Genomic DNA, 25796 nt, shown 5'->3' with positions numbered 1-25796 from the left:
CCCATAACCCGATTGAATCACATTGCGTAATGCGGTGCAAACTGTTGCAAACCGTGATCGTCCACACCCATTCCATGTCACCTAGGGTTCTGACTCAATTTTTGAGAACGACGACGGATTCGCACTTCCGCACCTACTTGCCGAAGTGGGTGAGCCAGATAGACAGCGAGAGGGGCAGCCGAAGCTGCCCCTCTCGCTGTATGTGATTGTCTCAGGCTCAGATGGCCGCAGGCTCGATCTTCCAGACCTGCTGGGCGTAATCGTTGATGGTGCGGTCAGACGAAAAGCGTCCGGACTTTACAATGTTGACCCAACACATCTTGGCCCACTTGTCTTGATCCTTGTAGTCTTCGGCCATACGATCACGAACATCGCGGTAATCGGCGAAATCGCCTAGTAGGTAATAGACGTCAGCATCCTCCCAAGAGGAGCCGTCCAGCAACGACGTGAGGAGATCGTAGAAGTCTCCCGATCCGCCGTCGTCCAAAACACCGTTCACGAAGGAATCCAGAACTCGCTTGAGGCCCGGAACCGTCTCGTAGGCCTCGCGCGGGTTGTAACGCTTCCGGAGTTCGGGTAGATCCTCCTCGCGGGCTCCAAAGATGTAGGCGTTATCATCCCCAACAGCCTCGTGGATCTCGACGTTCGCGCCGTCCATCGTACCCAGCGTGAGTGCCCCGTTCATCATGAATTTCATGTTCGAGGTGCCCGAAGCCTCTTTGCCGGCGGTGGAAATCTGTTCGGAAACATCGGCCGCAGGAATGATGTATTCGGCGGGCGTGACGTTGTAGTTTTCCACCCAGAGCACAGTGAGGCGGCCGGCCATATCGGGATCGTTGTTAACAACACGCCCGATCTCGTTAATGAGCTTAATGATAGCCTTCGCGCGCTTGTAGCCCGGGGCTGCCTTCGCGCCAAAGATGAACACGCGGGGGGCAATGTCCAAGCTCGGATCATCCTTCAAGCGGTAATACAAATCAAGGATGTACATTCCGTTGAGGAGCTGGCGCTTGTATTCGTGCAGCCGCTTGATCTGAACGTCGTAGATCGCATCGATCGGGATGTCCACGCCCTGGCGTCCCTTAACCCAAGAAGCGAAGCGTTCCTTGTTGGACCGTTTGATCTCAATGAGGCGGCGGTGCAGCGCGGGATCATCGGCGCGGTCAATCAGCTGCTCAAGCTGAGCAAGATCGGTTACCCACGCATCGGAGCCGAGTTCCTCGGTCAAGAGATTAGCGAGCGGAATGTTGCAGGAGTTCAGCCAGCGGCGCTGAGTGACGCCATTGGTCTTGTTATTGAACTTCTCGGGCCAGATGTCGTGCCAATCGTGGAGCGTTTCACGCTTGATGATCTCCGTGTGTAGTGCAGCAACGCCATTGATGGAGAAAGCCGCGTAGCAGGCGATCCAAGCCATGTGGACGCTTCCGCCTGAGACGGGCGCCATGTACTCGATCTTGCCGGGGTGCCAGCCAGCCGTGGCCAACTCCTCGCGGAAGCGGCGGTCAATCTCCTGAACAATCGCGAGGATGCGTGGGAAAAGCTTTTTGAAGATGGACACTTCCCATGTCTCAAGGGCTTCGGCCAGAACCGTGTGGTTCGTGTAGGCGAATGTTTGCTGGACAACTGCCCATGCATCGTCCCATGACAGCCCGTTATCGTCCATGAGAAGACGCATGAGCTCGGGGATGGCAAGCACAGGGTGCGTGTCATTGAGCTGGACCGAGTTGTATTTGCCGAAATCACGCAGATCATTGCCGTGCTCGCGCTTGTATACATCGATCATGGTTTGGAGGGAGGCTGAAACGAAGAAGTATTGCTGGCGAACGCGCAGCACCTTGCCCTCATAAGTTGTGTCATTGGGGTAGAGCACGCGGCAGAGATCGGCTACGTGCTCGCGCTCCACGATGGCGTCCGTGAATCGCTGAGAGTTGAACGCATCGTAATCAAACTCTTCGATCGGTTCGGACTTCCACAGGCGAAGCGTGTTGACGTTCTTCGTGTTGTAGCCGGTAATCGGCATGTCATAGGGGATTGCGCGGACATCCATGTCCGAGAACCGAACGTAGCGAGCCTCTTCTTCGCGACGGATCACGAAGGGGTAGCCCTCCTCCATCCACGGATCTGGGTGTTCATTCTGGAAGCCGCTATCGATGGTCTGCTTGAACAGACCGTAGCGATAGAGAATGCCATACCCCGTGACGGGAAGATTCATCGTTGCGCATGAATCGAGGAAGCAGGCGGCTAGGCGCCCGAGGCCACCGTTTCCGAGGGCAGCATCGTGCTCAGCCTCCAGCACATCTGCTAGATCAGCTCCCTCCGCGGCCACCGCAGCCTGAGCCTCTTCAAGAAGGCCGAGGTTCGAGAGGTTGTTGAGCAGTGCGCGGCCCATGAGAAACTCAGCAGAGAAGTAGTGCTCTTGGCGGCCAGTCTGGTATGTGCCCGTTGTGGTTTCCCAGCTGTCAGCGATCTGGTTAACGATCTGGCTGGCCATACCGGCCCAGAATTCGGCATTGCTGGAGCTGGTAGTTGTTTTACCTGAAGCAGAGCGAACGAATGAGCCGAGTGATTGGGTCAGATCCGATGTCATAAGTGTATCTCCTTGCGAAAGAACTTGCACGAATAGCCTAACCGACCGTCGAACTGTTTGTAGCCACCTAGGGAAGTTGGCTTGCCGTTAGCGTTGCAGAGTGCGTGCGATTGTGCACACAGATCTCGCCCAGTGGATCTCTGTATGATCTCGGCATGTGGCCCTCTGGACGCGGTATGCGTCTCACCTGACGTTTGGCCCCCACGTGGGCCCGCATCATCAGTATGCTGAGGAGGTAAAGCGGCACGGCCTCTTTACGAAGCGAAAGCAATGAAGGAGAGCAGTATGCCTGCGGTCATCGTCCTTGGCGCCCAATGGGGAGACGAAGGAAAAGGAAAGGCCACCGATCAGCTCGGTACCCGCGCTGACTATGTTGTGAAGTACAACGGTGGAAACAATGCGGGCCACACCGTTGTGGTTGATGGAGAGAAGTTTGCGCTGCATCTACTGCCGGGTGGAATCCTATCCCCAGCCTGTACGCCAGTTATCGGTAATGGTGTAGTTGTAGATCTCAAGGTCCTCTTCGAGGAGATTAACGATCTGGCATCGCGCGGGGTTGACACCTCCCGTCTGAAGGTTTCGGCAAACGCCCACATCATCACGTCTTACACCCGGAAGATGGACTCGCTATCCGAGACAACTCTTGGTGATAAGAAGATCGGAACCACCGGGCGTGGCATCGGCCCCACATACTCCGATAAGGTATCGCGCTCCGGTTTGCGCATTCAGGACCTCTTCAATGAGGTGGAGCTGCGCGCCAAGGTGGCAAGCTCGCTCTCCCAGAAGAATATCCTCTTCAAGGCTTACGGCGTTGATCCGTTTGACCCCGAGGAGGTGGCCGACGAGCTGCTCTCCTACGCGGAGCGCGTGCGCCCCATGGTTATTGACACAACTCTCGAGCTTAACAACGGTCTAGACGCTGGCAGAACCATCGTGTTCGAAGGCGGCCAGTCCACGATGCTCGATATCGATCACGGTACGTATCCTTACGTCACCTCCTCGAACCCCACCGCTGGCGGTGCCTGCACCGGAACCGGTGTTGGCCCCACCAACATCCAGCGCGTCATCGGCGTTGCCAAGGCATATGTGACCCGCGTGGGCGAAGGTCCATTCCCCACCGAGCTTCTGGATGAATCGGGCGAATGGCTTCGCGAGCAGGGCCACGAGTATGGCGTGACCACCGGGCGTCCGCGCCGCTGTGGATGGTATGACTCCCCGGTAGTCCGTTATTCGTCACGAGTAAATGGCCTCACGGACATCGCCCTGACCAAGCTGGACGTGCTGGGTGGACTTGAGGAAATCCCTGTGTGCGTTGCCTACGAGGTAAACGGCGAGCGAGTTGACGAGGTGCCAGCCTTCGCCGCAGATTTCGCAGCGGCCAAGCCCATCTACGAGTACCGTCCCGGCTGGAGCGAGGACATCTCTGGCTGTCGCACGTTTGAGGAGCTGCCGCAAGCGGCCCAAGACTACGTGTTGTACCTCGAAGAGGTGTCACGCTGCCGCATGAGCGTGATTGGCGTTGGCCCAGGGCGCGAAGCCACGATCGTTCGTCATGACCTTCTGGACTAGATTGTTCTGTTAACGCGACGAGGGGGAGCCGGCCGGCTCCCCCTCATTTCTCTGCTTCACTTAGTTTTGCGGTGTCCAGCCCTGCTGGCCCTGCTGACCGAACTGTTGAGTCGGGTCTTGACCTTGTTCAGGCTGGCCGTACTGTTGGGTTGGCTGGCCACCGTACTGTTGGCCTTGTTGGCCGAACTGTTGAGTCGGGTTCTGGCCCTGCCCGGGCTGGCCGTACTGTTGGGTTGGCTGGCCACCGTACTGCTGGCCCTGCCCGGGCTGACCGTACTGTTGGGTTGGCTGGCCGCCGTACTGCTGGCCCTGTCCGTAGCCTTGCGGCTGACCATAGCCGGGCTGCCCGCCATACGGGTTATTGGGGTCGTAGCCGCCGGGGTAGCCGTCGCCGCCCTTATTCTTCTTACCTCGCGTCAACAGGTAGACAATAACGCCAATTAGAAGGAGCGCGCCCACACCAATCAGGATCATCGCCCAGATGGGGAAGCCGTCAGAATCTTCGTCGGCTGCCTGAGTTCCCGTGTCAGTCTGCTCGCTGCCTGGGTCTGCTGTTGCGCCGTCGGTTGGCTGTGTGGTTGGCTGCGGAGACGGGTCAGTACCTCCCCCGCTGCCCGCGGCCTTATATCCGGTCACTTCGATACCAGAGCTCATTGTCTGCAGATCGGTGTAAGTGACTGTATTTCCGCTAACGTCACCGCCCGCTGTGGCATCGGTGATGTCACCCGGCATCGTGACGGAGAAGGTGAAGTCCATCGTGCCAATCTCGGACATGTCCTCCTCGGTGAAGTCCTCCATGTCATCCGAAGTCATGACCAAAGTGTAGGAGTCGCCATTGTCGATGAGTGCCTCATTGTCCACGGCATAAGGGGCGGACATAATGAACCGGCAACCGAGGTTAGACCCCTCGCTGATATCTTCAATTTCGAAGCTGCCACCAGGGATGATGTCATCCGTTTCATCGCCCAATTCCTGCTGCATCATGTCGCAGGTGATTCCGGCTCCGGACATGAGCCCTTCGTCGTCGACCATATCCATCGTCATGTTCAAGCCACCGGATTCGGTAACCTCGATGGAATTGTCGGACTTACAGGCCGAAAGCATGAGCGCAACGGGGAGCAAAAGCGCTGCTACCACCCTCGTCCGCCTGGATTTTACTGACGTCATTTTGTTTCCTGTCCTTGTTGTGGTGGGCAAAGGCAATTAATTGGATTGTGGGGGATTCGGGTACTGGCCAGAATCGCCCTGTTGATCGGTTTCACCCTGCTGTGGCGGCTGGCCCTGCTGCGGGGACTGACCGTATTGCAGCGGCTCCTGTCCACCGGCTTCGGGGTGACCGAACTGCTGGGGCGGCTGCCCCGGCTGCTGGAACTGCGTGGGTTGGGCATAAGGTACGCCACCCTGCGCTGGGCTGGCTGGAGCACCGTAAGGTGTGCGACCGTCTGGTACGTATCCGCCGGGTACGCGGGGATCACCTTCGCCAGCTCCGCCCTTGTCCCGCGAACGCATAGCGATAACTACGGCCACGATCACTCCAACAACGCCTACGCCGATCAGGATCCAGACCCATACGGGGATTCCTGAATCTTCGTCTGCGTCTGCGGGGGCGGCGTCTTCCGTGGGTGCCGTAATGTCAGTGGGTGCGTCGCTCGTTGGTGCGGGAGCTGGTTCGGTCGTGGTTGTATCACCGCCACCTCCGCCAGCGCCTCCGGTTGCAGAGACACCCTGGCTCAGAGTGTCATAGTCATTCCACGTCACAGAATTGCCATTAATCTGCCCGCCGTTGCTGGCGTCAGTGACCTCTCCGGGGAATTCAATGGTGAAGGTGGAATCGATCGTGCCGAATTGCTCGATCTGGGCCGATTCGTTGAATGATGACCAGAAGTCTTCGGGGATATCGACCGTGTAGGAATCGCCGGACTTGGAAACGGCCATGTCGTACATGGTCTGGTCAAACGTTGCGGTGAAACGGCAGGTAAGTGGGTCCGATCCTACGTCTTCCACGGAGAATTCGTCCGCGTAGGGGAATTCCCCGCCGAGGTTGTCCTCCACATCAGAGCAGGTCATTCCCGCTGCCAATCCCTCGTCGTCGGTTATGTTCATGACTGCGGTGAGCGTCTCGTCTTCTGTCACGTTCATCGTTGTGTCAACCTGGCACGCGCCGAGCAGCATCGCTGCGGGCACAACGGCCAGAATGAGCTTCCTTCGTTTCGAGATCATGTCTATACAGTACTGACGGACGTAAGTCCTGTCACTATTGCCACACTTTGTGAGAAGCGTGAGAGAAAAATTGAGAGTACCCGAAGTACAGAAACCCCTATTTCGCTCACAGTAAAGAACTGGTCAGATGTGCAGATCTATGAAAAGCCCTGTGAGATTCGTGCAAATGGCGTAATATCGGGGTTTCCGGTGGTTTCGTAGATGTGGCCGCGTATCTATAAAGTCCGAAGTAGGACGAAATACTGTGATCTTCGAGCTTTTCGTCGGGAACAATTGAACGTGTTCACGCCGAGGTGCTTGAAGTACCACGGCACTGCACATCGCACTCTCTAAGGAAGGAAACGCGATGACCGACAAGACATATTCCGTCGAGGAAGTTCGCGCCGGTGCTCCGGCAGAAGCTCCCGAGAAGCTCATTGAGTGGGTTACCGAGAAGGCTAACCTCACGAAGCCGGATTCGATCTACTGGGCCGATGGCTCGGAAGAAGAATGGACCCGCCTCTCCGATGAAATGGTAGAAGCAGGCACCTTCACTCGTCTGAACCCTGAGAAGCGCCCGAACAGTTTCCTTGCTCGCTCACTTCCGTCCGACGTGGCTCGCGTTGAGTCCCGTACGTTCATCTGCTCCGAGAAGGAAGAGGACGCTGGCCCCACGAACCACTGGGCAGATCCGGTGGAGATGAAGGCAACCCTCAAGGGCGTATTCGACGGCTCCATGCGCGGCCGCACGATGTACGTTGTTCCATTCTCCATGGGTCCCGTTGGCGGCCCGATCTCTCAGGTGGGCATCGAGCTCTCTGACTCCGCCTACGTTGTGCTCAACATGAAGATCATGACCCGCATGGGCAAGGCTGCGCTCAACGAGATCGCCAATGGTGCCGAGTGGGTTCCCGCCCTGCACTCCGTTGGCTACCCGTTGCGCGATGCAGAAGGCAACGAGCGTCCAGATGTTTTGTGGCCCTGCAACGATGAAAAGTACATCACGCACTTCCCCGAGACCAACGAGATCTTCTCCTACGGTTCCGGCTACGGCGGCAACGCCCTCCTTGGCAAGAAGTGCTTCGCGCTGCGTATCGCCTCCACGATGGCTCGCCGCGATGGCTGGATGGCCGAGCACATGCTCATCCTCCGCCTAACCGATGAGAAGACTGGCAAGCAGTACCACGTAACCGCGGCATTCCCCTCGGCTTGTGGCAAGACCAACCTGGCCATGCTTCAGCCCACCATCCCCGGCTACAAGGTATCCACCGTTGGCGACGATATCGCTTGGATGCGCCCAGGCCCCGATGGCCGCCTCTACGCCATCAATCCCGAGGCTGGCTTCTTCGGCGTGGCACCGGGTACGTCCTACAAGACCAACCCGATGGCCATGGAGACGGCTCGCGCCAACTCCATCTTCACCAACGTTGCTCTGACCGACGATGGCGATGTCTGGTGGGAGGGGATCGACGACCCGATGCCCGATCATCTCATCGACTGGCACGGCAATGACTTCACCCCTGCTGATGCAGCAGAGGGCAAGGTTGCAGCACACGGCAACTCCCGCTTCACGGTTCCGGCTTCGCAGTGCCCAATCATCTGCGAGGATTGGGAAGCTCCTCAGGGTGTTCCGATCGACGCCATCCTGTTCGGCGGACGCCGTGCAACGAACGTTCCGCTGGTTGCCGAGCAGTACGAGCCGGCACACGGCGTGTTCATTGGAGCTTCGGTTGCTTCCGAGGCCACCTCGGCAGCAACGGACGTCAAGGCTGGCGCCCTGCGTCACGATCCATTCGCAATGCTCCCGTTCTGCGGCTACAACATGGCCGACTACTGGGGCCACTGGCTGGAGATGCAGGACAAGCTTGGGGACAAGTTCCCGAAGGTATACCAGGTCAACTGGTTCCGTAAGGACGATGACGGCCACATCATCTGGCCAGGATTCGGCGACAACTCCCGCGTACTGGACTGGATAGTCCGCCGCACCGCTGGTGAGGTCGAGGCAACGGACGGCATCACCGGCCGCTACCCGAAGTTCGAGGACTTCAACTTGGACGGCATTGATGTGGACAAGGCTACTTGGGACCAGCTCTTCGAAGTTGATCCCGATGCATGGGCAGCTGAGATGGACGACACGGAGGAGTACTTCTCCCAGTTCGGCGATAAGCTCCCAGCTGAGGTCACGGCGCAGCTCGAGAAGTTCCGTGAGCGCATCGCTGCGGCAAAGTAGTTTGCGCAACAGCTGAGTAATTCTTAGCAACTAGACGTGGGGTCCGGTTTTCCGGGCCCCACGTCTAGTTTTCGTAGTCCTTCTTCAGGCTCGTTAACCCGAGTCTTGACGCAATCTCGGTCTTTTCGGGTTCTGTAATCCGAAGAATTGACGCAAGATTTGGAACGCTGGCGTTCTTTACAACACCACAACTGGGGCGCTGGGACCACATAGGACCAGCAGGGCCGCCGCGTTGAAGGCCGCAGCTACAGCCGTGATCTGCTCATTGTCATACGTCAGAATCCCGGCGCCTTTTCGGGCAAGGAAGTGCCCGATAGCGGGCAGTGCCCATAGGTCCACGCAGAAGGCTTGGGCGCCCGGCACCGTGGCGAGCTCGCGTGAGAGCGCTGCCCTCCCAACTACGTGTTCCTGGCGCGTGTTCGCGATGATGGCAACCTCGCAGTGGGCTCCCGTTACGGTGGGGATGTCCCCATGAATATCGAAAATGTTGATGAGTTCGGCACCCGCGGGAAGCTCTGTGGAGAGGCGTCTGGCTTCGGCAAAGACAGAGCCGGGAACGAGGCCGGCATCGATACCCCAATATTCGAGCAGTCCCCTGACGCCCGACGGATTACGGGCGAGCATCTCCAGCACGGGCCCAAGGCTATCGGCGGCCCCGCATCCGGAAGCGCCTTCGCCGTGGCTATCAGCGCGATGCCCGGACACGGGAAGATTAGATTGGTCTAGCGCTTCGCAGGCGTGCGTGAGCCACTCGATCAGGCTCCTAGTCTGGAATTGCTTGGTTAGCAGCAGGTCTACGGCCCATGTGGTCAGAGTTCCGCCGGCGGACTGGGGGAGAAGTCCCGGTTCGGTGCGGTATGGCCGCCCGTCTATGCATACGGCAGGGTAAGAGAGTTCGGCTTTGACCAACACACGTCCGGGATCTTCAGCGATGTTCTTCAGCACCGAAGTGACATCGGAGAGTTGGGCTTGGGGTGGTTCGAGGGGACCAGTTGCGCCATGAAGTACCATGGCGCAACTATATAGCTAGCGAATGAGTGTGGGCGAGGGCCTGTGCATGAACACGGGCATGATCCGCGGCTCCCATTGGGAACGGGGATTTGAGCGGCGGTGCGCCGCGAGGAAATGGTAGATGCGCTTCATGGTGGTTCGCATGAGAGTAATCGCCTTCCGCTTGTGACAGATAACCGATCTAGTCCAACCATCCTAGCATGTTATTTCGCTTAATACATTACCTTGTGCAGTCTTCTACACACCCTCGTTCCACCCTCTCCACCTTCGAAGTGTCGCAATCGACGGCACGAGAGTTTCACCCTAACTGCCAGTGTTGCGTGCGCACTGCTCACTCTTGAATATCCGCATATCTTCCGGTTACTATCCCCATAAGGAATGTGCGTTCCTCATAGCATAACTATCACTTAAGGTTCTACTCCATGTTGGTCCGCCATCTTTCTGTCTCTTTCTCCCTTCTCGGATGCAAAGACAAATCGCCTCAACTCGCATCCAAATCTTGAAACAGATGATGGAACAATGCGGCCTCGCATAGGCTTGGGGTGTGAAGATCCTTTTGATTGGTTCCGGCGGCCGTGAGCACGCGTTGGCAGTTGCCCTGAACCGCGATCCAAACCTCACTGAACTTCTTATTGCACCGGGAAACCCGGGAACGTCCCAGCTGGGTGAGAACCTGCCCGTGGATATTCTGGACGGAGAGGCGATCGCCGAACTGGCTCAGGAGCGCGGCGTAGACCTTGTGGTGATCGGCCCTGAGGCTCCGCTGGTTGCGGGCGTGGCCGATGCGGTGCGGGCCGCGGGTATTCCGGTGTTTGGCCCTGGTGAAGAAGCTGCCCGCCTTGAAGGATCGAAGGCTTTTGCCAAGGAGATTATGGCGGTAGCTGAAGTCCCCACGGCTATGGCACGTGTATGCACCATGATGGAGCACGTGGCTGATGCACTTGATACTTTCGGCCCGCCCTATGTAGTCAAGGATGATGGCCTCGCCGCTGGTAAGGGAGTGGTGGTCACCTCTGATCGCGAAGAGGCTGTGTCGCACGCAGCGGCCTGCCTTGCCAAAGAGGAAGGCGATCGCTCCACTAAGGGGCAACCTGCCGTGGTGATCGAGGAATACCTTGACGGCCCCGAGATCTCACTGTTTTGTGTATGCGACGGCCGAAACGTGGTTCCACTTGCCCCTGCTCAGGATTTTAAACGTGCATTCGATGGCCATCAGGGGCCCAATACCGGAGGGATGGGCGCCTACGCCCCGCTGCCTTGGGCGCCAGACGGGCTGGTGGAAGACGTTGTTGCCAGAGTTGCCCAGCCGGTTGTTGATGAGTTGGCCCATCGCGGAACTCCTTTCATTGGGCTGCTCTACTGCGGCCTTGCGCTGACTTCGCGTGGCCTACGTGTGGTGGAATTCAACGTGCGATTCGGCGATCCCGAGACGCAGGTGGTGCTGCCCCTCCTGAAGACTCCTCTTGGCGGACTTCTTCTCAGTGCTGCGAAAGGCCGCCTCACCGGATCGCCCCTGAGGTGGAGTGATGGCGCCGCCGTTGCAGTAGTGCTGGCCGCTAACGGGTACCCCGGCAAGATTCGCACAGGGGATGTCATCACAGGCCTTGACACGGCCTCGGCACTGCCCGGCATAGACATCATCCACGCCGGCACGAGGGCGCGCGGTGCCAATGGGGACAGTATCGTTTCCGCCGGCGGGCGAGTTTTAGCAGTTGTGGCGCACGCGGATCAGCCAGAAGAGGCACGTACTAAAGCTTACGAGGCGATGGGAAAGATCGGCCTCGAAGGATCTCACTACCGAACAGATATTGGCGCATAACGCCGAAAGGGAAAGTGACAGCGATGAGTGAGCACACAGGCACTAGGCAGATCGCTTCGTGGACGCACGTGTATTCAGGGAAGGTGCGTGACGTCTACGTTCCGGCCAACGCCTCGAGCCACCGAGGTGCGGACACCTATCTTATGGTGGCCTCCGATCGAATCAGTGCCTACGATTACGTGCTACCTACTCAGATTCCGGACAAGGGCAAGATCCTCACGCAGCTCTCCGTGTGGTGGTTCGAGCAGCTTTCGGAGCTTGCCTATAACCATCTGATCTCCACGGACGTCCCGGAAGAGGTTGCTGGCCGCGGGATGATCACTAAAACTCTCAATATGTTCCCGGTAGAGTGTGTGGCGCGCGGCTACCTCTCCGGCTCGGGCCTTTCCGAATACAAGGACACCGGCGAAGTCTGCGGTATTCCCCTGCCTGACGGCCTCACGGAGGCCTCCCGCCTCAATTCCCCGATCTTTACGCCCGCGGCCAAGGCGCAGCTGGGTGAACACGATGAGAACATCACCTTTGAGGAGATGAGCAAGCGGATCGGCGAATCGGACGCCCGCAAGCTTCGCCTCCAGACCATCCAGCTCTACACGCGCGCCCACGAAATCGCCGCCGAACGCGGCATCATCATCGCGGATACGAAGTTCGAGTTCGGGCGCTCCACCGATTCCGGCGAACCGGATATTATTCTGGCGGACGAGGTACTCACCCCCGATTCCTCCCGTTTCTGGTCCATGGAAAAGTACGAACCCGGCCGCGTCCAGCCTTCGCTTGATAAGCAGTTCGTGCGCGATTGGCTCACATCCCCGGCCTCTGGTTGGGACCGCAATTCAGGTGAACAGCCCCCTGAGCTGCCCGAGGAAGTTGTTGCCAAGACTCGGGATCGCTACATCGAAGCGTACGAGACCTTGACCGGGCGCCATTGGCAATAGTTTTTTAACGACGACGACGAACAGTGGCCATCCTCGCACTCGAAAAAGGCGAGCAGAGTGGTCTCAGACCACATATGTTTCATAAAATGGACATGTTAGCGGCGATCTTCGCCCAAATAGCGAGATGAGGAGTTCCCGAGTGGGGCGCATCATTGTAGAAGTCATGCCAAAGCCAGAGATTCTTGATCCGCAGGGGAAGGCCGTGCGCGGCGCCTTGCCGCGTCAGGGAATCGAGACGTTCACTGACGTTCGTCAGGGGAAGCGATTCGAGCTGACCGTGGACGGGCCCGTGAGCGAGCAGGCGCTCGAAGACGCTGCGAAAGCCGCTGAATCGGTCCTCTCGAACCCGATCATTGAGGACGTTGTGGCTGTCTACGATGCGGAGGCTGGCCGGTGAAGATCGGAGTTGTGACCTTCCCGGGAACGCTAGACGATGACGATGCCGCACGCGCTATCCGCCTAGCGGGCGGCGAACCCGTCTCCCTTTGGCACGCCTCGGATGAGCTTCGCGGCGTGGATGCCGTAGTGCTGCCCGGCGGATTCTCCTACGGCGATTACCTACGCTGTGGCGCGATCGCCGCACTGGCCCCCGTGATGAATTCCGTGGTGAACGCGGCGAATCAGGGGCTTCCCGTGCTGGGCATCTGCAACGGCTTCCAAGTACTTTGCGAGTCTCATCTACTGCCCGGCGCGCTGATTCGCAATTCGCAGCAGAGGTTTATTTGCCGGGATCAGGAGCTCGCAGTCGTTAATAACTCCACCTCGTGGACGCGGAACTTTAGCGAAAACGAAACCATCACGATCCCCCTGAAAAACGGGGAGGGCAACTTTCAGGCCAGTGAAGAAGCGGTGGCGGAGCTGGAGGGCGAAGGGCACGTGGTTTTCCGCTACGCGGGACTGAACCCCAACGGCTCGATGAACAACATTGCCGGAATCACGAACGCGCGCGGCAACGTGGTTGGCCTCATGCCGCACCCGGAGCATGCTGTAGAAGCCGGATTCGGCGTCCGATCGGCATCCGGTCCTCGCGCGGGCACCGACGGTCTCAAGTTTTTCATGAGCGTGCTCACATCCGCTCTAGCCGCGTAAAGGGAGTATTCATGGAACAGTTCTACGATACGATCACGGATGCTGCCGCAACGCCAGATCAGGAGATGCCGTTTGCGGAACTGGGTCTCAAGCCCGAAGAATACGAGCGGATCTGCGAGCTTCTGGGCCGCCGCCCCACCAACGCGGAGCTGGCGATGTACTCCGTTATGTGGTCCGAACACTGCTCATACAAGTCCTCGAAGAAGCACCTGAAGGAGCAGTTCGGGGCCAAAACTACCGACCAGATGCGCGAGCACCTGCTGGTTGGCATGGGACAGAACGCCGGGGTTGTGGACATCGGGGACGGCTGGGCCGTCACGTTCAAGGTGGAATCGCATAACCACCCCAGCTTTGTGGAGCCCTATCAGGGTGCGGCCACGGGCGTGGGCGGGATCGTACGTGACATCATCGCGATGGGTGCACGGCCGGTAGCCGTCATGGACGGGCTTCGGTTTGGCGCGGTGGATCATGCGGATACTGCGCGCGTCGTGCACGGCGTGGTGGCTGGCGTGGGCGGCTACGGCAACTGCCTCGGCCTACCGAATATTGGTGGTGAGGCGGAGTTTGACCCGTCCTATCAGGGAAATCCGCTGGTCAATGCACTGTGCATCGGCGTGATGCGCCACGAGGATATTCATCTGGCTAACGCCGAGGGTGTGGGCAACCTCGTGGTGTTGTTCGGAGCGCGCACCGGCGGTGATGGAATCGGCGGTGCCTCCATCCTTGCTTCCGAGACCTTCGAAGAGGGCATGCCCACCAAGCGTCCCTCCGTGCAGGTGGGCGACCCCTTCATGGAGAAGGTGCTCATCGAATGCTGCTTGGAGCTGTTCCACGCTGGTGTTGTGGAGGCCATCCAGGATCTGGGTGCGGCGGGCATTTCGTGTGCCACGAGCGAGCTTGCCGCGAACGGTGGAACGGGCATGCGTGTGGATCTGGAAAACGTGCTGCTGCGCGATCCCTCGCTTACCGCCGGTGAGATCCTTATGTCAGAGTCCCAAGAGCGGATGATGGCTATCGTGACTCCGGCTCAGCTGGAAGCGTTCATGGCTATCACGGGCAAGTGGGATGTGGAGACCTCGGTGATCGGCGAGGTCACTGGCGATGGCCGGCTCGTGATTGATCATCACGGTCAGCGCATCGTAGACGTTGATCCCGCGACTGTTGCCGTGGACAGCCCGGTTTATGATCGGCCCTTCGCCCGGCCAGACTGGCAGGACGAACTGGTAGAAAACGGGACGGGCGAGCTGGAAAGCGCCAAGTCCGTGGAGGAACTGACCGAGCTGATCCGCAAGGTGGTTCTGGATCCGAACCAGACCAGCAAGGGGTGGATCACCGATCAGTACGATCGGTTCGTGCGCGGGAATACGGCACTTTCGCAGCCTGATGATGCCGGAGTGGTTCGCGTAGACGAAACCACTGGGCGTGGCATCGCCCTATCCACGGACGCGAACGGCTGGTACACCAAGCTCAATCCGTATGAGGGAGCGCGGCAGGCGCTCGCGGAGTCGTACCGGAACGTGTGCACCGTGGGTGCGCGCCCGCTGGCCGTGACCGACTGCCTGAACTTCGGCAATCCTGAGGATCCCGATGCGATGTGGCAGTTAGTTGAAGCCATGACCGGGCTGGCCGACGGATGCAAGGAGATGGGTGTTCCCGTCACCGGCGGCAACGTTTCGCTCTACAATTCCTCTGGGACTGTTAAGGGCCAGCCTGATTCCTCGATCAATCCGACTCCCGTTGTGGGCGTGCTGGGCGTGATGGAAGACGTGCGCAAGGCCGCTCCCTCCGGGTTCCAGCGTGAGGATTCCGCCGTGGTTCTTCTGGGCAAGACGTATGAGGAGCTTGATGGCTCCGCGTGGGCGCGCGTTGTTCACGGCCATCTGGGAGGGGTTCCGCCGAAGGTGGATCTGCAGGAGGAAATGGCGCTCGGGCGGGTGCTCTTAGCTCTGCATGAGGCGGAGACGGGGGAGCTTGGGCGTGTGATCGAATCCGCGCACGATCTCTCATCAGGAGGATTGGCACAAGGCCTCGTGGACATGGCAGTAAACGGAGGGATCGGTGGATCGATTGATCTGCGGCCACTGTGCGATCGCGACGGTCTCGATTCCTTCACCGCGTTGTTCTCCGAATCTCAGGCACGCGTGCTGCTGGAAGTGCCCGAGCACCTGCTTGGAGTGGTGAGTGCTGCCGCGGAGGCCGAGGCCGTTGAGATGGTCCGTGTGGGGACCACCGGCGGGGAGCTGCTGACGATTAGTCCGGCTGAACCGGCCGGATGGTCGGGCAGCGACACCATTCTATTCGATGTGGAGGAGCTAGCCGGAGAGTCGGATTCTGTGCTGCGCGACATCTTCGATTAGTGACGGAAAGGTAGCGGAGCCCTAGGCGCGTTCCTTATTCTGGACAGGGTTACATCTGAATTTGACACTGATGTAGAAAAATACCCGTAACGTGTGCGCAATTTGGCGTTCACGCGGTAACTGAGGGAGACATCCATGGATCACCATCTAGAACGCGTTTATGAAACAGTGGTTGCGCGCAACCCCGTGGAGCCTGAGTTTCACCAAGCCGTTCATGAAGTGATCGAATCGCTGGGCAAGGTTATTACCTCGCGCCCGGAATACGGGGACTACGCGGTGCTGGAGCGTCTAGTCGAACCCGAGCGTCAAATCATGTTCCGTGTGCCGTGGGTAGATGATAAGGGTCAGGTTCGCGTAAACCGGGGCTTCCGCGTGGAGTTCAACTCCGCGCTTGGGCCGTACAAGGGCGGCCTTCGTTTCCACCCGTCCGTCAATTTGGGCATCATCAAGTTTTTGGGCTTCGAGCAGGTGTTTAAGAACGCCCTGACTGGCCAGCAGATTGGGGGCGGCAAGGGTGGTTCAGACTTCAACCCGCACGGTAAGAGCGACGGCGAGGTCATGCGCTTTTGCCAGTCCTTCATGACGGAGCTATACCGCCACATCGGTCCTAACACCGATGTGCCGGCTGGAGATATCGGTGTGGGTGGCCGCGAGATCGGCTACCTGTTCGGCCAGTACAAGCGAATCACGAACCGTTTCGATGCCGGTGTGCTCACCGGTAAGTCGCTTGGATGGGGCGGTTCACTCGCTCGCCCCGAAGCCACCGGGTATGGCACTGTGCGTTTCGCACAGTCAATGCTGGAGAACAAGGGCGAATCGCTCGAAGGAAAGTCCGTGCTCGTGTCCGGTTCGGGCAACGTGGCGATCTACGCGATCGAACGCGCCCAGTCTTTGGGCGCCAAGGTCGTATCCATTTCCGATTCATCTGGCGCCGTGTACGATCCGGACGGCATCGATCTTGAGCTACTCAAGGACATCAAGGAAGTCCGCCGCGGGCGCGTATCCGATTACGTATCACGCCGCCGCAGTGCCGATTTCCGCTCCGGCAAGAAGGTCTGGGCCATCGAAGAAGGCGAGGTGGCGTTGCCATGCGCCACCCAGAATGAGATCACCAGCCACGATGCTCGCAAGCTTGCGAATAACGGCGTCCAGCTGGTCGCCGAGGGCGCGAACATGCCTTCCACGCCTGAGGCAATCGACATTTACAATACCGCCGGAATCATGTACGCCCCTGGCAAGGCGGCCAACGCCGGCGGCGTGGCAACCTCTGCACTGGAGATGCAGCAGAACAGCGCACGTCAGCAGTGGACCTTCGAGAAGACGGCTGACAAGCTGGACGAGATCATGATCAACATTCATGACACCTGCTTGCAGGCCGCAGAAGAGATGGGGGAGCCAGGCGATTACGTGCTTGGTGCCAACGTCGCTTCGTTCCGCCTCGTGGCCGACGCCATGGTGGAGCAGGGCATCTGCTAATTCTTCAAACTCAGAGAGTGTGCCAAATCTCTGATTGGAAGTTTTCCGACGACGGAGCCTCCCTTACGTACGTACCCACTTCGGTAGGTTTGTGCGGAGGTGGGGCTCCGTCGTCGTTTTCAAGATTGTGCCATGCCTCTAGTAATAGAACCGGGTTGGCGTCAAACATTTGGGTGAAGTGACTCGGCAAGCCACCTTGCTTGGACCCTCACTGTAGCATCGTGAAACCTTAACGAAATCTGAGATACGGTACAACCTATGCTGGGTGCCGATTTTGATGCTTGTCTGAACCGCGAATTTACGCGGAAAAGTAGCTGAGTTATCCGCGGTTTATCAGATGTTAGTGAGCCGTTATGCTCCCACATAGCAAATTGATATGGCGCAGAACACGTGGACGGGTTAGCCTTAGATGGTCCGTAATTTTTCACGTGAAGGAACCATATGTCCCGCGCAAGAATGCGTGCGGGCGGTTCGGTCAGTGCCGTTGCTGCGCTTGCGCTCAGTGCAATGGGACTGGCGGCACTGCCTGCTTCCGCCGATGAGGAGCCAACGCCGGCTCCGACAGAAGTTGTAACCGCCGATCCCGCAGAAAACCAAACGACTGCACCGGCAGAACCCACCGAATCGCCAGAGCCTTCACCTTCCACCGATGCCGATGACGCCAATACTGGTGAAGACGCATCTGGCGACGATGCAGTAGCTGGCGATCCAGAATCCACCGAAACCACTGATGAAGATGCTGATGCTGCCAAGGCCACAGGTTCTAGCAAGTCTTTAGCATCTAGGAATGCCAAGGTCGGTCCACAAGCGGATGACGATCCGATCACGCTAGATATCGTGGCAATCTCCGATTTCCATGGGCATATCGAAAATGCTCCTCAGCTCGACAACATGGTCAAGGCAATCGAGGCAGGTAATCCTGACTACACAGGATTTGTTGGTAACGGTGACCTAGTTGGCGGTTCCGCATACGTTTCCGCCATTGCCGAAGATGAACCGACCATGGCAATCTTGAGTAAAATGGGCCTTGAGATGTCTTCGGCCGGAAACCATGAATTCGATAAAGGCTACCGCGATTTCGAGGATCGAATCACGGGTCTTTCTAAGTATCCGTATGCCGCAGCAAATGTTCAGGGCATGGATGAAGACACAGCGATTAAACCTTACGTTATTGAGACCTATGGCTCTGGAGAATCAGAAGTTAAGGTCGCTTACGTCGGGGCTGTGACTGATCAGCTGTCCACGCTCGTTTCACCTGGGGGGATTGCCGGGCTGACCATCGAAGAACCGGTATCTGCAGTTGATAAGCAAGCTAAGGAACTCAAGGAGAGTGGCGAAGCTGACGTTGTAGTTGCGCTTATCCATGAAACAGTGGGGGTTTCAAAAGGTGTAGGCGAACACGTTGATGCGGTGGTGGGCGGTCATACTCACCACATCGCAGATACGGATGAAACCGATTCAGGAGCTCCGGCAATCGAAACCGGTGAATTTGGGCAATCTTTTGGACATATTGAAGTAACGGTTGATGGAGACAATGTAACGGCCACTGCGAAGGTGGTCGACGTTCCAGAGATGTACTGCAAGGGCGACCCTGCGTGGGATGAATCAGAGCCTCCTACATCAGATCAGCTAGTGGTAAATGACGATATCTGTGATGACTACCTGACCGCTCTCAAGGATGCTGACGAACTAGGTAAGGAACCAGTGGGGGCGATCGTCGGTGGTGCGGACCGCGCGACCAACAATGGAACTGACCTTGGTGCCAACCGTGGCAGTGAGATGACTGCGGGTAACCTTATTGCGCAGAGCTTCTATGAGTACTCACAGGCTATGGCCAAGCCAGCAGATTTCGGAATCATGAATCCGGGTGGCGTTCGTGCGGAGATTGATCCGAATAACGATGGCAAAGTTACTAAGGGAGAATCGTTCTCTGCTCAACCATTTGGAAATACCTATGGCACAGTCGAGATCTCCGGTGCGCAGATTTATACGATGCTCGAACAGCAATGGAAGAGCCCATGTACTCAGACTTCCCGTGACATGCTGGCGCTCGGACTGTCTGATTCCATCAGCTATACATACGATGCAGATGGCTACAAGACTGATGAAGATCTATGTGCCCCCTATGAGAACGTTGAGGGAGTTGACCCTGACGCAGCAAACTACGTGAAGCATGTTAAAGATGTATATGTCAATAATGAGCTTGTCCCGAACGACACTTCTAAGAAGTACACGGTGGCGTCCAATGCATTCCTGCTTGAGGGAGCTGATGGTTTCCAAACTCTCAAGGATGGGGAGAACCACGCGGATACGGGCATTATTGATAACGATGTTTTTAACATTTTCCTAGGGGATAATCCAGGCTACGTCGTTGACTACATGCAGCGTGGCGTAGCTATCAGCGGCGACGAGGAAATCGCTGCAGGCGAGGTTGCAAAACTTGACCTTGGTTCACTTTCCATGACATATCAGGGCAACAAGCAACCACTGCCTGAGTCGGTTCAAGTTGCTCTAGTACCAACGGATGAGGCACCACTTGAGACTCAGGAATATCCTGAGGTTACGGAGTGGGCCTCAGTTGAACTGGACAACACGGTGACTCCGAACCTCAATGAGACGGGTCAAGCCTCTATTGAACTGACAGTTCCTGACGACTATGGGCAGTCCGATGCAGGTGAACTCGCACGGGCAGCCGTATCTGACGATGAAGATTATGCAATGGTGATTGTTGCGGGTCCGACAGTTTTCCAGATTCCTGGTGGTCTCGTGCCTTTGGCCCAGCCAGAGCCTGACCCTGAGCCTACGGAGGAGCCCACTGATGGGCCGACCACTGGTCAGCCAACCACGGGTCCTTCTGATGGGGCCTCTGACGGAAGCTCTGGTCAGCCATCCGACGGCTCCACAACGCAGCCCGGTGAGGATCTTCCGAACACCGGTGCAAATGTTGCCGGCTTCGTGGTTGTGGCGCTCCTGCTCGTGACTGCTGGTGGCGTGCTGGTTGCCCGCCGCAAGACCGATCAGGTGTAACCGAGAATAGCCATAACTGAATAGTTGAAGCCTGAGGGCGGCGGATCCATATCGGCCGCCCTCTCGCATGTCACCCGCGGTAGGCTGGAGGCCATGGCTCGGCGAATTAGCGTAGATGATGGAATGCCCCTCCTCGGGAAGGCAGCGCGAGACGGTGTTGCCGTTCTAACGCGCTCCGACGCCAAGGTCGCGGCCCGCTTCTGCCTCGAAGAGATGGCTGAGCGCCATCCAGGCCACAGCGTGGAGATTCGTGTGCCGTTCGCCGGCGCGGTCCAAGCGATTGAGGGGCCGAAGCACCGGCGTGGAACACCGCCGAATGTGGTGGAGATGAAGACTGCGACGTGGCTTGGGCTCTGTATCGGCGAAATGACATGGGAGCAGGCAGAGGATGACGCGAGTATCTCGGCCTCGGGGATCCGCGCCGATCTGCACGAATTCTTGCCTCTGTTCAATGCTGCGACGCTTGCCCGCTGGTGAGATCGCAGGCTGCCATCCGGTGAGGCCGCAACTCTCAGGCGCTCGTGAGAGCGAGCTGGTGAGACTGTGTTGGGGAAAGTGCAGGTGAGATAATGCCAGGCCCAACGGAATTCAGTAGCGCTTCCACATAGTGGATGGACAGATCTCGAAAAACACCCGCGATGTGAGAACATGGATGAGTGATTGCTGATGGGCGCCTAAGCGCTGAGCTCTTCCCGCAGGACAAGCCGCAAGATGAATGCGGCGTATTCGGAGTGATTGCGCCGGGCCAACAGGTCAGTCAGTTGGCCTACTACGGTCTGTACTCACTGCAGCACCGCGGCCAAGAGGCGGCGGGCATCGCGGTATCGGATACGAAGCAGATCCTTGTGTATAAGGAGCTTGGCCTCGTTTCTCAGGTGTTCCACGATCAGAATCTCGCAACGTTGCGCGGGGACCTGGCAATCGGCCATGTCCGTTACGCCACCTCGGGCATAGGATCCTGGCAGAATGCCCAACCAACGCTTGGGCCAACGCCGTTCGGCACTGTCGCCTTAGCCCATAACGGCAATTTAACGAATACCGAAGATCTCATGGCTGGCGTGCGCGCCGCATCGGGCACGGACCTGCGCGACGCACTCGGCAACGGCAGCTCCACTGACACAGCCGTCATCACGTCAATGTTTGGCTTGCCCACAGAGGCATCCTCACTCGAAGAGCGAGCTCTTGAAGTATGTCCTCAGCTCAAGGGCGCCTTCTCCCTCACCTTCATGGACGAATCCACGCTATATGCGGCGCGGGATCACCACGGCTTCCGCCCGCTCGTATTGGGTCGGCTGGTCACACCCGAGAAAGCGAGCAATGACGCGAACGGGGCCGCGGGCAGTAATGGGAGCGCGGAAACAAACGAAGCCGCGAACGGCAATGGGGGCGAAAAGGCGAATGGCGGCGGCGCTGCCACAGCGGTCGCGGGTTGGGTTGTTGCATCCGAGACTGCTGCACTGGACATCGTGGGAGCAGAGTTCGTCCGCGAGATAGAACCCGGCGAGCTGGTGATTATCACGGCGGACGGACAAGTGCGCTCTCGCCGCTGGGCTCCCACCACGCGTGCTGGCTGCGTGTTCGAGTACGTGTATCTGGCACGCCCAGACACCACGATCAACGGCACGATGGTGAACTCGGCACGCACGCAGATGGGCCGCGTGCTGGCCCGTGAACACCCTGTGGAGGCGGACCTCGTGATGCCCACGCCCGAATCTGGCACGCCGGCCGCTATCGGGTATGCGCAGGCCTCGGGTATTCCCTACGGTCAGGGTCTCGTCAAGAACGCTTATGTGGGGCGCACATTCATCCAGCCCACTCAATTGGCACGCCAGCGCGGGATCCGCCTCAAACTCAACCCGATGCGGGAGGTGATTGAGGGGAAGAGGCTCGTCGTCGTCGACGATTCTATTGTCCGTGGAAATACGCAACGGGCCCTCGTGGCAATGTTGCGCAGTGCCGGAGCCAAGGAAGTCCACGTGCGGATTTCGGCGCCGCCCGTGCGCTGGCCATGCTTCTTCGGTATCGATTTCCCAACGCGCCAAGAACTGATCGCCAATGATCTCACTATGGAAGGCATCCGCGAATCCATCGGCGCTGATTCGCTGGGCTACATCAGCCTTGATGGCATGGTCGAAGCGACGGGACAGAGCCCGGACAGCATGTGCATCGGTTGCTTTACCGGCAGCTACCCCGCGGGATCGGCCCCCGCATCCAACAACGAAACGGTGAACTTGTGAACACAGAGCCTAACGCATACGCCAAAGCCGGAGTGGATACTCAGGCCGGAGACCGCGCCGTGGAACTCATGACGGCCGCGGTTGCGCGCACCATGACGCCTAACGTCTTCGGGGGAGTGGGCGGGTTCGCCGGGATGGTGGACGTTTCCGAGCTGAAGAACTACCGCAAGCCGCTGCTGGCCACGTCCACGGACGGCGTGGGGACCAAGGTTGCGATCGCTCGGGCGCTCGATATCCACGACACTATCGGTCAGGATCTTGTGGCGATGGTGGTAGATGACATCGTGGTGGTTGGCGCTACGCCGCTCCTCATGACCGATTACATTGCGTGCGGCAAGGTTGTTCCCGAACGCATCGCAGCCATTGTGCGCGGGATCGCCGAGGCCTGCGAATACGTGGGCGTGCCGTTGCTGGGAGGGGAGACGGCCGAGCATCCCGGCCTCATGGGGCCCGAAGATTACGACGTTGCTGGCGCGGCCACCGGCGTGGTCGAGGCGGATCACATGCTCGGCGCCCACCGTGTCCGGCGCGGGGACGCCCTTGTGGCTATAGCTTCCTCCGGGCTGCACTCCAACGGGTACTCGCTCGTGCGCAAGATTGTGGCTGACGCCGGAATCGGCCTGGAAGATCACGTGGAGGAGTTTGCCCGGACCATGGGCGAGGAGCTCCTTGAGCCAACCGCCCTCTACACCACGGCCTGCCTCGCGCTTGCCGAGGCTACAGACGTCCACGCTTACTGCCACGTGACCGGTGGCGGACTCGCGGCCAATCTTGCGCGCGTGATTCCAGAAGGACTCCAGGCGCGCGTGGACCGTTCCAGTATCCGCGTCCCCGTCACGTTCCAAGTGCTTGGTCGGCTGGGTAGCGCTTCGTGGGAGGATCTTGAGGACACCTTGAATCTAGGAGTCGGCATGATCGCCGTTGTGCCCGAGCACGCGGTTGATCGCGCGCTTCGCTCCTGCCAAGAGTCCGGTGTGAAGGCTTGGGTTATTGGGGATGTTGTAGATAATAACGACGACGTTCTCCCCGTTCACGCCCACACCACCACAAGAACCGTATCTGGCACCAAGGGCGTGAGCGCTGGGTCAGTGCGGATCTCGGGGGATTACGCCCTTGCCTGATGCGGGCAACTATCGAACCCGTGTCTGCACCCGGCCAGGTTGTGGTGAGCACGCCCATTGTGCCGTGAGCACGTTCGATTTTCCGGGTGTGCTCACGGTGGAACACACGTGCTCGTTGAATTGGGTACGAAAGTGGGGATTCGTCGTCGTTGCCCGAGATTGCGTCTAATCTCTGAGCGCTAGGGACGTACAACGAAATGTGGGAGCAACTCCAGTTGCTCCCACACATCACAAATCGTTGTCACGAGGGTTTCGACGAACCATCCTCGTCTTCATCCCAGGCATCTTCTGCCGAAGGGACGTCATAGTAGTCCTCGTAATCCTCGTCTTCCTCAGAAGCCTTCTGACCTCTGAGCTCACGCTCCAAGGCCTGATAATCAGTCTCCGGAGTGTAATACTTGAGATTTCGGGCTACCTTGCGCTGTTTAGCCTTTTGACGGCCGCGCCCCATGGCTCGACCCCCTTCATCTCTTCGTGGGGTAATCGTAAAGATCCCCCATGGACATATCCGTTCTCGCGTATACCTTACCGCGAATATAGCGGCTGACGCTACGCGGCCCGTCATGGTACAGACAACATCTTGCATGTTCCATGTGTTGAGACGGAAGCGTTCAAACCGTGTGGGCGCGCAGTTTACGCCCACCCATCGCTTACTTGCTGCGGCGCGCCTTTCGGATCACAACTCCGAGGCAGGCCGCCGCTGATCCGGCAAGAACTGCGATGTTGAGAAGGTTGCCCTTCTTCGCTTCCTCAAGGAAGTCCTTCGCTGCGCCGGCTGCTTCGGTTGCCTTCTCCTTGGCCTGCTCCTGCGCATCTTGAGCGAGGTTCTTGGGATCAAGCCGCCCGGCCAGTTCGTTAACCGTCTGCTCTAGATCCTCACGCTGTCTCTTGATGTCATTCTCAATCTGCTGAGCGGACCGGATCTCGTCTCCTGATTTGGCGGGGCTCACTTGTCTAATCCTTTCTTAATGGTCGCGATGTCTTGATCGATCGCGCCCTTAGGGTCAACAACATCCTTCTGGGACTTCTTGAAGAAGATCGCTCCGATGCCCACGAGGATGAGCGTGATCAGCAGAAGGATACCCGCAACGATGAGGAATGCGGCCCACCATGGGACGATGTTCGCGAATCCAGCCACTCCGGCGAACAGGAGCAGGTTGAACGCAAAGACCGCCAGAACAAGCCCAACGATCATGAGGACGCCGCCCAAGCCGAGCTTCTTCACTTTCGCCTTGAGATTGAGAACGGTGAACTCTACTTCATCGCGCACAATCGAAGAGATCTGTTCTGAAACCTTCGAGATCAGTTCCCCGATCGTTCGTTCAGATTTTGCTGATTCGGATGGTGTCTGGTTCTCCACGCTCAGCAACTCCTTTTCAATTCATCTGCGCCGCTTGATGCAGCTTGTGGCTTAATACGCTCATTGTCCCTGAAATTGGCTACGAATTGCGACTATTCGGGAAAAACGGTCCCAACCTTTCGCCCACGGCATGCCAACTCTTGTTCTTACGAGATCTACGTTACACAATAGGGGCATGGCTACGACTGCATTTAAGGGTGAACTTGTCCATACCGTAGGTGAACTACCAGGCGTGGGCACCCACGCCCCTGACTTTATTCTTGTTGGCTCCGATCTGTCGGACGTAACGAGCGCTGGCTTTGCTGGCAAACCGATCGTTCTCAATATCTTCCCTAGTCTCGACACCGGGGTGTGCGCGAACACCGTTCGAGAGTTCAATAAGCGAGCCGCGGGGCTCGAGAACGCAGTTGTTATCTGTGTGTCTGATGATCTCCCCTTTGCTGCGGAGCGCTTCTGCGTAGCTGAAGGGATCGAGAACGTTGTAACCGGATCGGCCTTTCGCTCTCGTTTTGGATCGGTGTACGGAGTCACCATGGCTGATGGGCCGCTCGCTGGGCTGTTGGCACGCTCCGTGGTGGTGATCGATGCGGATGGCACGGTGGTCTACACGGAACTAGTGCCCGAGATTGCGACGGAACCAGATTACGATTCTGCTCTTCGGGCATTGGACTAATACGGGCGTTATTCCAATTGCGCTTAGGGCAAGGAAAGCAAGTTAAATACTCGCATTTGTCCTAGAATAGAAGACGTGATGATCAAGGGCGCCAGCTAAAGAGCGC

At 58.2% G+C, this 25796-nt stretch carries 20 protein-coding genes; 13 read left to right on the top strand and 7 right to left on the bottom strand.

The window, feature by feature from the left end; translation table 11 throughout:
- Positions 1–217 precede the first annotated feature (217 nt).
- Positions 218–2587: a glycogen/starch/alpha-glucan phosphorylase gene (locus DD236_RS08340; RefSeq protein WP_109093911.1), complete on the bottom strand. Its 2370-nt coding sequence runs from the start codon at positions 2585–2587 to the stop codon at positions 218–220.
- Positions 2588–2872: 285 nt separating this feature from the next.
- Here DD236_RS08340 and DD236_RS08335 point away from each other — a divergent pair, with 285 nt between their 5' ends.
- Positions 2873–4156, top strand: coding sequence for an adenylosuccinate synthase (locus DD236_RS08335; RefSeq protein WP_109093910.1), 1284 nt, complete (start codon positions 2873–2875; stop codon positions 4154–4156).
- 60 nt (positions 4157–4216) lie between these two features.
- On the opposite strand, the gene DD236_RS08330 is transcribed toward DD236_RS08335, so the two are convergent.
- Complete coding sequence (locus DD236_RS08330) at positions 4217–5293, bottom strand: hypothetical protein (protein ID WP_207785757.1); 1077 nt, start codon at positions 5291–5293, stop codon at positions 4217–4219.
- Between the two features lie 66 nt (positions 5294–5359).
- Entirely contained in the window at positions 5360–6376 is a 1017-nt protein-coding gene (locus DD236_RS08325; protein ID WP_133246083.1) for an LppM family (lipo)protein, read from the bottom strand.
- Positions 6377–6722: 346 nt separating this feature from the next.
- On the opposite strand from DD236_RS08325, the gene DD236_RS08320 reads away from it, so the two are divergent.
- Complete coding sequence (locus tag DD236_RS08320) at positions 6723–8585, top strand: phosphoenolpyruvate carboxykinase (GTP) (RefSeq protein ID WP_109093907.1); 1863 nt, start codon at positions 6723–6725, stop codon at positions 8583–8585.
- A 177-nt stretch (positions 8586–8762) separates the two neighbouring features.
- Here DD236_RS08320 and DD236_RS08315 read toward each other — a convergent pair whose 3' ends face one another.
- Positions 8763–9596, bottom strand: a complete 834-nt coding sequence (locus tag DD236_RS08315) for a hypothetical protein (protein WP_109093906.1) — start codon at positions 9594–9596, stop codon at positions 8763–8765.
- A 544-nt stretch (positions 9597–10140) separates the two neighbouring features.
- On the opposite strand from DD236_RS08315, the gene purD reads away from it, so the two are divergent.
- The 10 genes from purD (at position 10141) to purM (ending at position 23657) form a co-directional block, all read left to right on the top strand.
- Positions 10141–11415: a phosphoribosylamine--glycine ligase gene (gene purD, locus DD236_RS08310; protein WP_109093905.1), complete on the top strand. Its 1275-nt coding sequence runs from the start codon at positions 10141–10143 to the stop codon at positions 11413–11415.
- Positions 11416–11438: 23 nt separating this feature from the next.
- The gene (locus DD236_RS08305) at positions 11439–12350 is read left to right on the top strand and encodes a phosphoribosylaminoimidazolesuccinocarboxamide synthase (RefSeq protein WP_109093904.1); all 912 of its coding nucleotides are present in this window, start codon (positions 11439–11441) and stop codon (positions 12348–12350) included.
- A gap of 139 nt (positions 12351–12489) precedes the next feature.
- Positions 12490–12747: a phosphoribosylformylglycinamidine synthase subunit PurS gene (gene purS, locus DD236_RS08300; RefSeq protein WP_109093903.1), complete on the top strand. Its 258-nt coding sequence runs from the start codon at positions 12490–12492 to the stop codon at positions 12745–12747.
- Positions 12744–13439 (top strand): phosphoribosylformylglycinamidine synthase subunit PurQ, encoded by a 696-nt coding sequence (gene purQ, locus DD236_RS08295; protein WP_109093902.1) that lies wholly within the window; start codon positions 12744–12746, stop codon positions 13437–13439. The genes purS and purQ overlap by 4 nt, the downstream gene beginning before the upstream one ends.
- Positions 13440–13450: 11 nt before the next feature.
- Positions 13451–15796 (top strand): phosphoribosylformylglycinamidine synthase subunit PurL, encoded by a 2346-nt coding sequence (purL, locus tag DD236_RS08290; RefSeq protein ID WP_109093901.1) that lies wholly within the window; start codon positions 13451–13453, stop codon positions 15794–15796.
- A 135-nt stretch (positions 15797–15931) separates the two neighbouring features.
- Positions 15932–17272, top strand: a complete 1341-nt coding sequence (gdhA, locus tag DD236_RS08285; RefSeq protein WP_109093900.1) for an NADP-specific glutamate dehydrogenase — start codon at positions 15932–15934, stop codon at positions 17270–17272.
- A gap of 441 nt (positions 17273–17713) precedes the next feature.
- The gene (locus tag DD236_RS08280) at positions 17714–20299 is read left to right on the top strand and encodes a 5'-nucleotidase C-terminal domain-containing protein (protein WP_109093899.1); all 2586 of its coding nucleotides are present in this window, start codon (positions 17714–17716) and stop codon (positions 20297–20299) included.
- A gap of 93 nt (positions 20300–20392) precedes the next feature.
- A complete protein-coding gene (locus DD236_RS08275) occupies positions 20393–20776 on the top strand; it encodes a sterol carrier family protein (RefSeq protein ID WP_165819868.1) in 384 nt (127 codons plus the stop codon).
- 182 nt (positions 20777–20958) lie between these two features.
- On the top strand, positions 20959–22536 hold the full coding sequence (locus DD236_RS08270) for an amidophosphoribosyltransferase (RefSeq protein WP_109094097.1): 1578 nt from the start codon (positions 20959–20961) through the stop codon (positions 22534–22536).
- Positions 22533–23657: a phosphoribosylformylglycinamidine cyclo-ligase gene (purM, locus tag DD236_RS08265; RefSeq protein WP_279322860.1), complete on the top strand. Its 1125-nt coding sequence runs from the start codon at positions 22533–22535 to the stop codon at positions 23655–23657. The genes DD236_RS08270 and purM overlap by 4 nt, the downstream gene beginning before the upstream one ends.
- A gap of 241 nt (positions 23658–23898) precedes the next feature.
- On the opposite strand, the gene DD236_RS08260 is transcribed toward purM, so the two are convergent.
- The 3 genes from DD236_RS08260 to DD236_RS08250 all read right to left on the bottom strand — a co-directional run bounded on the left by DD236_RS08260 (position 23899) and on the right by DD236_RS08250 (position 25017).
- Positions 23899–24108 carry a DUF3073 domain-containing protein gene (locus DD236_RS08260; protein ID WP_109093898.1) on the bottom strand — a complete coding sequence of 70 codons (210 nt, stop codon included), beginning with the start codon at positions 24106–24108 and terminating at the stop codon, positions 23899–23901.
- Between the two features lie 199 nt (positions 24109–24307).
- The gene (locus tag DD236_RS08255; protein ID WP_165819867.1) at positions 24308–24607 is read right to left on the bottom strand and encodes a DUF3618 domain-containing protein; all 300 of its coding nucleotides are present in this window, start codon (positions 24605–24607) and stop codon (positions 24308–24310) included.
- Entirely contained in the window at positions 24604–25017 is a 414-nt protein-coding gene (locus DD236_RS08250; RefSeq protein ID WP_165819866.1) for a phage holin family protein, read from the bottom strand. Before DD236_RS08250 ends, DD236_RS08255 begins: the two co-directional genes overlap by 4 nt.
- Positions 25018–25192: 175 nt before the next feature.
- On the opposite strand from DD236_RS08250, the gene tpx reads away from it, so the two are divergent.
- The gene (gene tpx / locus DD236_RS08245; RefSeq protein ID WP_109093895.1) at positions 25193–25690 is read left to right on the top strand and encodes a thiol peroxidase; all 498 of its coding nucleotides are present in this window, start codon (positions 25193–25195) and stop codon (positions 25688–25690) included.
- The last annotated feature ends 106 nt before the right edge of the window (positions 25691–25796 follow it).

The organism is Ancrocorticia populi (assembly GCF_003123745.1).
Taxonomy (GTDB): domain Bacteria; phylum Actinomycetota; class Actinomycetes; order Actinomycetales; family Actinomycetaceae; genus Ancrocorticia; species Ancrocorticia populi.
Note: the sequence above shows the minus strand (reverse complement) of the source record. Positions and strands in the feature narration are given on the sequence as shown.